Source organism: Salinibacillus aidingensis, from assembly GCF_039522525.1.
Lineage (GTDB): Bacteria > Bacillota > Bacilli > Bacillales > Alkalibacillaceae > Salinibacillus > Salinibacillus aidingensis.
In genome coordinates, this window is sequence record NZ_BAAADO010000002.1 from 462,314 (window position 1) to 474,388 (window position 12,075).

The 12,075-nt window shown below is 43.2% G+C and carries 11 protein-coding genes; 4 read left to right on the forward strand and 7 right to left on the reverse strand.

Annotated elements, in window-relative coordinates; all coding sequences use genetic code 11:
* The first annotated feature begins 113 nt into the window (after positions 1–113).
* Positions 114–398 (forward strand): hypothetical protein, encoded by a 285-nt coding sequence (locus ABD006_RS05850; RefSeq protein WP_343838694.1) that lies wholly within the window; start codon positions 114–116, stop codon positions 396–398.
* Between the two features lie 144 nt (positions 399–542).
* Here the strand turns inward: ABD006_RS05850 and ABD006_RS05855 are convergent, their stop codons facing one another.
* Together ABD006_RS05855 and ABD006_RS05860 are read right to left on the reverse strand one after the other, a co-directional pair.
* Positions 543–1,940 (reverse strand): Na+/H+ antiporter NhaC family protein, encoded by a 1,398-nt coding sequence (locus ABD006_RS05855; protein WP_343838696.1) that lies wholly within the window; start codon positions 1,938–1,940, stop codon positions 543–545.
* A gap of 174 nt (positions 1,941–2,114) precedes the next feature.
* Entirely contained in the window at positions 2,115–2,264 is a 150-nt protein-coding gene (locus ABD006_RS05860) for a hypothetical protein (RefSeq protein ID WP_162038886.1), read from the reverse strand.
* Positions 2,265–2,571: 307 nt separating this feature from the next.
* Between ABD006_RS05860 and ABD006_RS05865 the strand changes: the two genes are divergently transcribed.
* The 3 genes from ABD006_RS05865 to ABD006_RS05875 all read left to right on the forward strand — a co-directional run bounded on the left by ABD006_RS05865 (position 2,572) and on the right by ABD006_RS05875 (position 7,078).
* Positions 2,572–4,662, forward strand: a complete 2,091-nt coding sequence (locus ABD006_RS05865; protein WP_343838702.1) for a peptidase M6 — start codon at positions 2,572–2,574, stop codon at positions 4,660–4,662.
* A 131-nt stretch (positions 4,663–4,793) separates the two neighbouring features.
* Positions 4,794–5,663 (forward strand): fructosamine kinase family protein, encoded by an 870-nt coding sequence (locus ABD006_RS05870; RefSeq protein WP_343838704.1) that lies wholly within the window; start codon positions 4,794–4,796, stop codon positions 5,661–5,663.
* A 59-nt stretch (positions 5,664–5,722) separates the two neighbouring features.
* A complete protein-coding gene (locus ABD006_RS05875) occupies positions 5,723–7,078 on the forward strand; it encodes a YjiH family protein (protein WP_343838706.1) in 1,356 nt (451 codons plus the stop codon).
* Positions 7,079–7,543: 465 nt separating this feature from the next.
* Here the strand turns inward: ABD006_RS05875 and ABD006_RS05880 are convergent, their stop codons facing one another.
* The 5 genes from ABD006_RS05880 to ABD006_RS05900 all read right to left on the reverse strand — a co-directional run bounded on the left by ABD006_RS05880 (position 7,544) and on the right by ABD006_RS05900 (position 11,851).
* On the reverse strand, positions 7,544–8,785 hold the full coding sequence (locus tag ABD006_RS05880; protein WP_343838708.1) for an aminopeptidase: 1,242 nt from the start codon (positions 8,783–8,785) through the stop codon (positions 7,544–7,546).
* A 52-nt stretch (positions 8,786–8,837) separates the two neighbouring features.
* Entirely contained in the window at positions 8,838–9,290 is a 453-nt protein-coding gene (locus tag ABD006_RS05885; protein WP_343838710.1) for an OsmC family protein, read from the reverse strand.
* A gap of 98 nt (positions 9,291–9,388) precedes the next feature.
* The gene (locus ABD006_RS05890) at positions 9,389–9,745 is read right to left on the reverse strand and encodes a DUF488 domain-containing protein (RefSeq protein WP_343838712.1); all 357 of its coding nucleotides are present in this window, start codon (positions 9,743–9,745) and stop codon (positions 9,389–9,391) included.
* 120 nt (positions 9,746–9,865) lie between these two features.
* Positions 9,866–10,966 (reverse strand): PRK06851 family protein, encoded by a 1,101-nt coding sequence (locus tag ABD006_RS05895; RefSeq protein WP_343838714.1) that lies wholly within the window; start codon positions 10,964–10,966, stop codon positions 9,866–9,868.
* 66 nt (positions 10,967–11,032) lie between these two features.
* Entirely contained in the window at positions 11,033–11,851 is an 819-nt protein-coding gene (locus tag ABD006_RS05900; protein WP_343838716.1) for a TerC family protein, read from the reverse strand.
* Between the last annotated feature and the right edge of the window lie 224 nt (positions 11,852–12,075).

Sequence of the window (12,075 nt, forward strand, 5' to 3'; positions counted from 1 at the left end):
ATTTATTTTCAAATTATTCATACTATTCTATAAACTATCTTCAAACCCTTTTTTATTGGGGAAATTTATTTTCAGATGAGGTTCCGGGTTTTATAGATGGGGGTTCGTTAATATTGGATGCTGGTGGGTGGCATTTTGGGGATGAGGATGAATGGGGGCTGGTGGGAATCGGTCGATTTGATGGATTTATCAATCGGGAACCAGATTATATCCATCAATTTCAATGGTTTATCAACCAGCAGGTGAGGGCGTTCGTTTTTATCGATCAATTTGGTGCTGGTATCCGTCGGTTTATGGCTGGTATCGGTGGTTTTCTTCATTTATCCGTTTATTTGCCGTTGGTTTCATTCGATTTTCGGCATTTATCAATCCTGGTGGAGCTTATCCACCAATCTTGAGCATTTATCAATCAATTCCCATGATTTATCCACCAAATTCGAGCACCTATCCACCAATCGCACGCACAAATCCGCCCCCGCCACAAGGATCCCATCTCTGAACACTTCAATAAAAAAGGCCCTGCTTCAGCAGGACCCTAGCCCCTATAAATCAAACAAAAAGGGAGCGGCGAAAAACAGCACTGCCGCCACTCCTGCGGCAATTAAAGCGGGTTTTAATTTAAATTTTGCATATTGCATCGGATTTAAATCCAGAATCCCTGAGGTCGTGTTGGTGTCGTCACTTAATGGGGAGGCAAACGCACCAAATGTACCGCTGGCGAAAACGGCGCCGATGACAAAGGCTAAGTCTGTGCCGGAAACCAAAGCCAGAGAAACACCGACTGGCATCAGGATTCCCCAGGTTCCCCATGAGGAGCCGATAAAATAGGAAAGTCCGCAGCCCACAACAAACAGAAGCCCACCGACAAGTGATGGTGGAATCCAGGATAAGGAGGAGGATACAATATCCGCAAAGTTCAACGCCTCTGATCCGACGCTTAACGCCCAGACGAGTGTAAGTAAAACAATGACGTTCATCATGTCATTGCCGCCATCAATAAAATTTTGCATGATGGCCTTCAGTTTAAAATCCTTTAGCAATAGCAGGAACAGCCAGACGATCGTAAATAACAGCCCCAGTACCATGGCATCCAGAACATTCGCCTCAAGCAGCACTTCTAGCCCTCTTGAGCCGCTTTCCAGGCCAAGCATGTACATAAAAAAGAAGGTAGATACGATAATGCTGATCAGCGGCAGAATAAGATTCAATGGTTTGGCCGGAAGATCCTTGGCAACGGACGGATGACAATCGACCCAATCGTCATGCTGCTCCTTATCCTCGTCCACCTTTTCCGGCTTGTCGATATTATGAAAAAAGGCAAAATATACCCCTGTGGCCAGCATCGCGAACGCAAAAAAGTTAAACGGAATACTGTTCAGAAATAAACTGTAGGCATCCTCCTGCACATCGGATGAATGTATGGAAAGCTCAATTACCGATGTCATGTAGCCCACAAAGGCTGTGGCAACAGGGATTAATACAATCAACGGGGATGCTGTTGTTTCAATAATAAAGCCGAGCTCCTCCTTGGTCATTTTCACCTTTTTCCGCATTGCCTTCATCACCGGCGCAATCGTAACGATACGAAAGCTCGGCGCACTAAAGGTTCCCAGTGCAGATGCCCACGTAAGGAAAATGGCACTTTTCTTCCCCTTCACTTTATCGGAGGCTGCTTTCACAAAGCCTTTAATCCCCCCGGACATTTTCATAACGCCCACCAAGGCGGAGAAAAGATATAGAAAGATGATGATTTTTAAATTATTGGGATCAGTCAGACTTTCAATGACAAATTTCAGTGTTTCGGTTAACCCGTTTAGCCAGTGAGGCTCCGATAGATAACCCGCAGTCAGAACGCCCAGAAATAAACTCGGAACCACCTGTTTGGTCCAAATTGCAAAAATAATGACTACCACAAAAGGCAAAACCGCTAACCATTCCATATGCATTTTCCTTTCTATCGAAGCATCGTCTCCTGTTAGCTTATGTGAATAGGCTACAGTTATACAGAACCGTGGTGCTGAAGCTGATTGTGCTTATCACGGTGGTTTCAGGATATTTGGGGAATGCAGGAAAAAAATACACCTTGCTATAAAAACAAGGTGCTCCCGTATGTATCAGTTTACCTGATACTGGTCAAATTCATTTTCCTCCAGGTACTTTAAATATACCCAAAATAGAAAGTCCTTTTCCTGTTGTTTAAGGTTACGGTTTAACTGTTCCTCAAACTCCTTAACAAGAAATTGGAAATTTGTGATGGTATTCATGTCCTTCCCCCTTACAAAAATACCCATATTTTCATTATACTATGTTTTTTTCTAAATGTTGATAAAAATCATCATAATTTTCAAAATTTTATTTGAAAAAATTCCATTTTATGTCCGTCTTTTTCGAAATCAGTACAAATTCCTTATATTCTCCCGCTGATTTAGTACTATTTACCTGGTTATATATGCGAAATAAGTCGTGAATATAAGTTGAATTTACCATTCAAAATCTTGTGAAAATTTGAAATGATAGAAAACGTAATAGATTTAATTTTTTTACTATAATAGATAAATAGGAGGAGAATGGATGAAGAAAAAAGCAGTTTCCTTATTATCCGTGGGTGCCTTAACGCTCGGATTACTGGCACCAACAGCAGCAGCACAGACCACATCTGATTCTGAAGTTGCATCCAAGTATCAGAACTTTGATACGGAGAGGTATACGGACCGGGTAGATGTGGATGGTTACTTGGACAAATTGGCAAATGATGAAGAATTCCAGAAGAAAGCAAAGAAGAAGATTAAGGAGAACGCTGAAGACGTCAACTTCAATGAAGCAGAAGGTGAAGAGTCAGAAAGCTCCGATGGAAACTTCACTTATAATGGTGGAACCAAGCAATTTTTAGATTACGAGCTTGGGTTTAAAGAGTTTACCCTTAGAAGTGAAGGAGATCATGTTGAAATCTGGGTCGCCAATGATTTATCTTATCCTGATGATCGACCGGATCCTGTTGTCACCCAGGAGCAGGTAGACAAGCTTGCTGAAGAATTCGACAGTAACATTTATCCAACTGACACAGGATTTTTTGGTACACCAGATAGTCATGATGGAACAAATGCTTTACTCGAGGACTTAGGAATTGTTCCAGAAAACTACTATAAAGGAGACGGCGATAAAATCATTATGCTGGTGGATAACGTTAAGGATGAAAACTATTATGATCCTACTTATCCATTCTTCGTAGCCGGCTTCTACTGGGGTACGCTTGAACAATATACGGACCGTAACATCATTACCATTGATACCAACAATTGGGAGGAGCGTCTGGAAAGCACGTTCTATGGTACGACTATCCATGAACTGCAGCACTTAATCCATGACGACAACGACAGTGATGAAACCACATGGGTAAACGAAGGCATGTCCACCTTCTCTGAATTCCTCGGTGGTTATGGTTTAGATACGGGATCGATTAATTTCCTGCTTGATCATCCGGAAAACTCCTTAACAGCTTGGGATGAACATGTAAATGCAGAAACGGGTCCGGAAACGATTGCGGACTATGCACTTGTTCAGCTATGGACTCTTTATAACTATGAGCAGTTTGGACAGGAATTCATACGTGAAGTGGCAACAAGTCCAACAAATAGTATTGACAGCTATAATGAAGCACTGGAAAACAACGGCATTAACATGGACTTCCAGGATGTTTACAAGCGCTTCTCATCTGCCCTGTTACTTGATGACGATAAGCGTAAAGGCGGAATTTACGGCTTTGAGAATATTGACTTAAAAGATATTCCTGTAAGCGGCCAGGACGAGCCACGTGGAAAAACGGTAGACTTTGAGTCAGCTAAAGTTTATGAAAAAGAAGGTGTCCCTGCCTGGGGTGGAGACTATAAGAAGCTTGATTTCGATCAAAAAATTGATACGATTGAGTTTTCCGGACAGGACTTCTTTGAAACCAAATGGCAATCAGTTGACGATCCACTGGGCTCCGGTAACCAGGTATTCTGGGGCAATGAAGGTAATGAAGCTGACCACAACATGATTCTTGAGGCAGATTTAAGCAATGTCTCCGATGCTACGTTAACCTTTGACAACTATATCGATATTGAAGAGCAGTGGGACTTCGGTATGGTTCAGGTTTCAACGGACGGCGGTCAGACTTGGACTTCCCTTGAAAATGAAAATACACGCTCTGATGTGGTAGACAATGGGTATCCAAAAATCAAGGACAATGTTCCAGGGTTTACAGGTACGTATGAAGGCTGGAAAAAGGAAACCTTTGACCTCAGTGAGTATGCCGGACAGGAAGTGCTCGTTTCCTTCCGTTATCTAACCGATTGGGGAACCAATAATTCCGGATGGTTCGTTGACAATATCGAAATTCCGGAAATTGGCCTATCCTATGACGGTTCCAGCGTGGACGAAATGCAATCCTTAAGTGAAGTTCAACAGGAATATGTTGAATATGGGGTATCCTTCATTAACAAGAAGGAAAACGGCAATTACAAGGTTATCCACGTCGATCCATTCAATGTAACCGAAGAAGATGCACTTAAGCTTCGTCAGCTGTTCAGAAAGGGAGAAAACTATATGCATACGTACTATGCAGCTCCACAGGACAGCCTGGATTCGGTTAATTTTGAGTATGAAGTGAAGTTTAAGAAATAACGAAAGAGTATATTCACAAAATAAATAAATATTGCGAAAAGGGTATCTTTTTAAGGTACCCTTTTTCTTTTGCCATGAGCTTGCTAGAATGAATAAAGACTTTTGCAGATGATCGATGGGAGGAATTTTTTATGGAGCAATTTTTCGCTGAGATTCTTCAGGACCATAATCTGCCGGGGGCTGTGCGCGGCAGCAAACCGATTTCGGGCGGTTCCATCAATCATGCCTATCGTGTGGAAACGGATAAGGACAGCTATTTTATTAAAACCAATACCGGTATTCCTGCTCACTTTTTTGAGGTGGAAGCAATTGGTCTGGAACACATAGAAAACTCCCGGACGATTGCAGTGCCTCATGTTTATGGGTATAACCGGCCGGGAAAGGGAGAAACCGGTTATCTTATTCTGGACTGGATTGAGGGAAACCCTTCTCCTTCAACTGCTGAAGAGCTCGGGCGTTCTTTGGCCGGCATGCACAAAACAAAGGGTGAAGCATACGGGTTTAAACAGGATTCCTTTATCGGTGCCCTCCCTCAGCCCAATGATTTGTTTGCAGATTGGTTGACCTATTACCGGGACCGTCGTCTGAAGCCCCAATTCGAACAGGGCCTGGAAACAGGGAGAATGTCCGGTTCCAGAAAAAAGAAAATGGAAGTCCTGCTTGAGAATCTGGACAACTGGATCCCGGAAAACCCAGGATCATCCCTGCTCCACGGGGATTTGTGGGGTGGAAACTGGATGACAGGTCCTAAGGGGACGCCCTATGTAATCGATCCGTCTGTTTTATATGGCGATCATTTATTTGAAATGGCCTTTACTGAAGTGTTCGGAGGCTTTTCCGCTGATTTTTACCAAGCCTATCAGGAAGTCCTTCCCCTCCCTGACTACTATGTGGACGTAAAGCCACTGTATCAGCTATACTATTTACTTGTGCATTTAAATCTATTTGGAGAAGGCTACGGGGGAAGTGTGGATAGAATTTTAAACCGCTATATCGGGTAAACTGTAGGTGCGAGTTATATTTTTCCATTTTTTGTGCGTGAAGAAAGGTCTGTTCTATAATGAAACATTATTCTTTGATTGATCATTTGAAATTTATTGTGCCGTCGTTGCTTGGAATCTTTCTATTTATGATTCCTTTTTCTTATAAGGATCAAGTGACGATTCCTATCGCTATTCTTGCCAGCTGGCTGCAGAATCAGATAGGGGATTATCTGACCGGTATTATGACGTTTATCATTGTACTGACTGCATTTATGACACTCCTGTACAGATGGATTTTAAAAAGGAATCCAGAGGCCCTATCCTTTTCGCCCTTTTTCATAGGTTTATTCCATGTCACTACGTTTTGGGCCGCTGTGCGGGTTGTGGGTGCTGTTCTTGCACTGTTAACATATTTCCAGGTCGGACCTGAAGCCATTTATTCCGAAAATACAGGAGGCATGCTGCTAGGCGATTTGCTTCATATTCTGTTTTCGGTATTTCTATTTGCCGGACTGCTTTTGCCCTTATTATTAAACTTTGGATTGCTGGAACTGTTTGGTACGGTTTTAGAAAAGGTGATGCGCCCGCTATTTACCCTGCCAGGGAGGTCTTCAATCGATAATCTCGCATCCTGGCTGGGTGACGGAACCATTGGGGTGTTACTGACAAGTAAACAGTATGAGCAGGGGTACTACACAAAGAGAGAAGCGGCGGTTATTGGCACCACCTTCTCCGTGGTATCCATTACGTTCTGTATTGTTGTCATCGAACAGGTAAATTTAGAACACCGGTTTATCCCTTTTTATTTAACCGTTTTAGCTGCCGGGCTGGTTTCCGGGATTATTATGCCCCGTATTCCACCGCTATCACGTTTTAAAAATCAATACAATAACGGTGAAGAGCAAGTGCGTGAAAAGGAAAACGTTGGGAAGGAAAAATCCAGATGGCGCTCTGGCTACGAAAAGGCTCTGGATAAGGCTTCTAAGAGCAAAGGGCTTCCCCATTATGTAAAAGAGGGCAGTCAAAATGTGCTGGATATGTGGATGGGCGTGGCACCCATTGTCATGACATTCGGTACGCTTGCCCTGGTGTTAGCGACCTACACTCCTGTGTTCAGCTGGCTCGGATACCCGTTCATCCCAATCCTCGAGCTCATGCAGCTGCCAGAAGCCGAGGCTGCATCCGAAACTCTTTTAATTGGTTTTGCCGATATGTTTCTGCCGGCCATACTGATTGAATCGGTTTCCAGTGAATTGACCCGCTTTGTGATCGCCTGTCTGTCGGTTTCCCAGCTGATTTATATGTCAGAGGTTGGCGGTCTGATTTTAGGTTCAAAAATTCCCGTTCGTTTTATCCATCTGATTGTGATCTTTCTGCTTCGTACGGTCATCTCACTGCCAATTATTGTGGCGATCGGGCATTTGATTTTTTGATTGGACTGGGGAGTTTGATGCGGGGGATATTTTTGGATTTGGAAGCGTGGGATTAGTCCTGAGATCTGGGAAATAAGCCGCTTTGCATAGAATTCGTCCAGTTCAATGATTTTTAAGAAAAAACTCTGCTTATTGAGCCTGTTTTAAAAATAATTGATCCAGTTTTAAAACTTTTCTGTCGTATTTTAAAAATAATTAAGCCGATTTTTACTTTATTCGTCCTGTTTACAAAGAAATGAGCGTAAAGTAACGGAATTCTACCTTTCATACCATAATTGCCTATGAAAGCTAACCATTCGTCCAGTTACACCTGTATTCATCCAAAAAAATCCTTATTAAGCCCATTTTCAGCTTTATTGACCCAGCAGACTAAAATAATGCCGTTTTAGATATAACCCGGCCAACAAAATCACTGCAACCAGCGCCATTACGCAAAAAAGCTGCCCATAACGGCAGCTTTTTTCATTACCCCAAATCGATCGCCCATTCTCCATTTCGGAAAATCGGCTCTGTTTTTCCGTCCTTCGTTACAGCATCAATATCCAGCTCTGCTGAACCAATCATAAAGTCCTCATGATTCAGGCTGGTGTTGACTCCGCGTTCTTTCAATTCTTCCTGTGACATTTCCGCTCCACCTTCAATATTGGTTGGATAGGCCTCACCCAGAGCAATGTGGCAGGAAGCATTCTCATCAAAGAGTGTATTAAAGAACACCAGGTTTGACTGGGAAATTGGAGAGGAATGCGGCACCAGAGCCACTTCACCTAAACGTTTCGAGCCTTCATCTGTTTCCAGCAATTGTTCTAAGACGTCCTGGCCTGCTTCAGCCTTGTAGTCTACTACTTTTCCATCTTTAAAGGTAAGCGTGAAGTTTTCAATTAAATGACCATTATAATTCAACGGCTTGGTGCTGGTTACCGTTCCGTTTACACCCTCGCGATGGGGCATGGTGAAAACTTCCTCTGTTGGGATGTTTGGATTAAAAGCGGCGCCTGTTTCAGCTACGGCTGATCCTCCATGCCAAACGTGGTTTTCCGGCAACTCTATCGTTAAATCGGTTCCAGGGGCTTTATAGATAAGTTTCTTATACTGCTTGTCATTAAGAACCTCTCTGGCACGACGGAGCGTTTCGTTATGGGCGTTCCATGCTTCAATTGGATCTTCATGGTCAACACGTGTAATACTGAAAATCTGTTCCCACAACTTTTCAGTGCCCTCCTCTACATCATCCTGAGGGTAAACCTTCTTGACCCACCCTTCAGTCGGAATCGCAACGATGGACCACTGAATACGATCGTTCATCATGTAATCGCGGTATTCGGTCAAGGCCTGGCCTGCCGCCTTGTTTGCAGCAGCCGGTTTCTTGGGATCAATCCCTTTTAATAGTTCCGGATTGGGAGCGTAAACCTGAAGAATGGCTCCTCCATTTTTTACGTGTTCGGTCATTTTCTGTACACGCCAGTCGGGAAAACCTTCCAGGACTCTCATAGGCTCATTCTCGTAGCTTAATCGGGTCAGCACTTCATCGTTCCATTGCACCTGTACATTTTCGGCTCCGGCAGCATAGGCCTCCTCTACAACCTTATGTACAAAATCAGCCCCTTCAATGGGAGCATTAATAATCAGTGCCTGTTCTTTTTGAATATTTACTCCTGTTTGAATGGCAAGCTTTGCGTATTTTCTTAAAACGTTCTCGGATGGTTTCATTTATTTTCTCTCCTTTTTATTTTCTATTATTCTTATTCCACACTTTCACCCTTCAGTCCTTTTGAATCGTTAATGAAGGTTGGAGTTCAAGCTCTACATTTCCTTTAATGGCTCGGGAAATCATACAGCTTGTTTCCGCTTTTTCAGCTAGCTTCCTGAGCTTATCCAAATCCTTATCTGTAGCATGTGCCTGCAGACTTACAGTTGGTTTATGAATAATCTTTTTATAGGTGAATACGCCATTTGTGACATCCACAATGCCCTCTGATTCCATATCCATTTCATGCAAGGGTAAGTCTGCCCGCTCAATCATAGCGGCTAAAGTGATAATATAGCAGGTTGCTGCTGCCCCCAACAGCATTTCATCAGGATTTGTCCCCTCTCCAGGTCCATCCATTTCATGCGGGATGGAGATTTTCGTCTTTAGGTTGCCAGCATCTATTTGCCCTACATTGTTTCTGCCTCCAGGCCAGTCCGCTTTTAAATGAAATGTGTGTTCTGCCATCATTGATTCACTCCTTTATATAAGTTGAGACTGTTTTGGTGCTGCTCGAGCGATTGCAATTGACTTACAGCCGGTTCATCCTTCAGGCACACGACTCCCTATTCCTCTTCCAGGTATTCCTTCAGAACTTGAACATGATTATGTACAGGGTCCTTTGCTGCGTATAGCAATGTTACCTTTTCCTGCTCTGCTAATTCCCGCACATAGGCAACAGCTTTTATTTTTTCAGGGTGGGTGGCTAATTCCTTTTGAAACTCTGTTTTGAATTGCCCAAACTTGTCCGGATCATGTCCAAACCATTTTCGTAAGTCGGTGCTGGGAGTGATGTCCTTCAGCCACTCGTCCAGCTGTGCCTTCTGTTTGGATACGCCTCGTGGCCAGACACGATCGACCAGGACTCGCCTTCCATCGCCTTCCTCTGCTGCTTCATAAATTCGTTTTACCTCAATCGCCATTTTTACCCCTTCTTTTCCTTTTCTCTATCATCAGTATATTTTTATGCAATTGGAAATGTAAAGAAAAATCCATCAACAGGATGGGGCCCACTGATGGATCTTTCACTATATGATTCCTGTTTAAGAGGTAAAATGCTGCTCCCACGCTTTGATTTCCCGTTCCAATTCAGCCTGTTTTTGTTCAATGATCGTAAAGTCAACCGCATCGATATAGTAGGATTCCAATTGGTTTCGGAATCGATTGCTGTCCTTCAGTTTTGCGGTTGCCTGCTTCATTTTTTCCTGATATTGCTGTGACAGAGCTGTTATTTCATTCTCATATTTTTCATCCGTACCTGGCTGGATGATTTCCTCATACATATCCACAATTTCATCCCCTTCCCTGGAAGGAAAATGCTCATGTGGACTGGTGCTGTCAAAAATAGCAACGCCAAGCTCCCGGAAAATCAGCATATCCAGGCTATTTGGATCAAAGCCGCAATGATAAACCTCCACTTCAAAGCCTCTGTCTTCTCCCTCGGCGGCCAGCTGTTTCAGCATAGTTGATTTACCGGTACCCGGACGTCCTTTGATAAACAAGCGCTGCAGGATGTCTTCGGTTAAATTCTGAATAAAATCTTTCGGCCCTTCCGGAGTGGCAGCCCCGAGAAACCGGTGAAGCTGAGATCCGCTTTTATCAAGGGTGTCCTCATCGAATATTTCTGTTGTGAGACGGTCTGTTAAATTCCGTGCTTTCTCCGGACTAAGGTTTTTAATATAAATACGTTCCCAATCATCATGTATGCGCAGGGCCTCTTCCATTAAGCTATAAGCATCATCATAACAAGCCTTTATTTGTTTCTTCACCTGAAAAATCTCCTCTTTGTACTTGCGCAACTGCACCGAGTCCCAGGCATCACCCAAATTGACATATTCATCGATCACTCCGGGATATTTAGGTTCTATCACATGAGGCGCCGTACCATCGACAATGCCCAGCTTTAAGTCAGGGATAATCACCCCATCGATGGAGCCATAGTCTGCAGAACAGTGAATATATTCAAGATCATACGCAGAACCCCAGGCCTCCCCGATTTTTTTCATTAGGGTGGACTTCCCTGTACCCGGGCCACCTTTAAGAATATAAATACGTTCCAATCGATTCAGGGTTTCATCAAACAGATTATAAAAGCCCTTAGCCGTATTTCCACTTGCATAATAGTTATAAATTCGCTTACCCAAAAAATCACCTCTTTATGATTTTGGCCACAGAATAATCTATGCAAGTGGAGTGAAATAGGTGAATGCCTATTCTTCTAATTGTTCGGTAAGCTCTTCAACATTTTCATCATCTTCCTGATCCTCATTCTTGCCACCCAGGAACCAACCGGCTACAAGAATGGCCACTAAAACAATATAGAAGGTGAGCTTCCAGCCTGTGGAATGTGGAAAATGCTCATCAATAATACCCACATTTTCATGTCCTAACGTAATAACGGCCAATTTCACACCGACCCAGCCTACAACAATAAAGGCTGCTGTTTCCAGCCCCGGACGCTGGTGCAGCAGTTTGACAAAGAAGGAGGCGGCAAATCTCATAATGATTACACCGATTAAACCTCCGGCGAGGACCACAGTAAACTGTCCTGCATCCATTCCGCCAATTTCTCCAAGGGCGGTTTCAGGAAGAGCGACAGCAAGAGCGACAGCAGCCAGGATAGAATCTACCGCAAAGGCAATATCGGCCAGTTCAACTTTAAGGACTGTCATCCAGAAACCAGACCCTTCCTCAGCTGTTCCTGCTTCTCCCTCTTCGTTCTCATCCTGTTCATCCTGTTTTTTCACATATTTCTTAAACAAATGATTTAAGGCAAGAAATAGTAAATACGCTGCACCGATCGCCTGTACCTGCCATACATCAGCTATAAAGGAAATTAAAAATAGCGAACCTGCTCTTAAAATAAATGCTCCCAATAAACCGTAAAACAGGGCCTTCTTTCTTTCTTTTTCCGGCAGATGCTTCACCATAATCGCCAGTACCAAAGCATTATCTGCCGCTAAAATTCCTTCTAGTGCAATGAGCACAAGTAATACCCATCCATATTCCAATAGTAATGCCTGCTCCATAACCTACTCTCCTTTTTTCTGAATCATGATCTGCCATCTTTTTAAGTACAAAAAAGAGCCTTCACCAAACTGGTAAAGGCCCAAAAAAAGACCTTTACGAATAGTGTACCCGTAAAGGTCTCGCTAACAACTTTTGTTGCCAATAAAGCCGGAGAAAAAAATTTTTTCTCGAAATGACGACTTTATTGAGAAGCTACTCCCCTTTAATCAAACGCTCTTTTATT

What these genes read in the sequence shown, in the direction of transcription:
- ABD006_RS05870 (WP_343838704.1), top strand. Translation starts at nt 4,794, where the DNA reads ATGGAGCAATTTTTCGCTGAGATTCTTCAGGACCATAATCTGCCGGGG.
- ABD006_RS05860 (WP_162038886.1), bottom strand. Translation starts at nt 2,264, where the DNA reads ATGAATACCATCACAAATTTCCAATTTCTTGTTAAGGAGTTTGAGGAA.
- ABD006_RS05865 (WP_343838702.1), top strand. Translation starts at nt 2,572, where the DNA reads ATGAAGAAAAAAGCAGTTTCCTTATTATCCGTGGGTGCCTTAACGCTC.
- ABD006_RS05855 (WP_343838696.1), bottom strand. Translation starts at nt 1,940, where the DNA reads ATGGAATGGTTAGCGGTTTTGCCTTTTGTGGTAGTCATTATTTTTGCA.
- ABD006_RS05875 (WP_343838706.1), top strand. Translation starts at nt 5,723, where the DNA reads ATGAAACATTATTCTTTGATTGATCATTTGAAATTTATTGTGCCGTCG.
- ABD006_RS05890 (WP_343838712.1), bottom strand. Translation starts at nt 9,745, where the DNA reads ATGGCGATTGAGGTAAAACGAATTTATGAAGCAGCAGAGGAAGGCGAT.
- ABD006_RS05885 (WP_343838710.1), bottom strand. Translation starts at nt 9,290, where the DNA reads ATGGCAGAACACACATTTCATTTAAAAGCGGACTGGCCTGGAGGCAGA.
- ABD006_RS05880 (WP_343838708.1), bottom strand. Translation starts at nt 8,785, where the DNA reads ATGAAACCATCCGAGAACGTTTTAAGAAAATACGCAAAGCTTGCCATT.
- ABD006_RS05900 (WP_343838716.1), bottom strand. Translation starts at nt 11,851, where the DNA reads ATGGAGCAGGCATTACTATTGGAATATGGATGGGTATTACTTGTGCTC.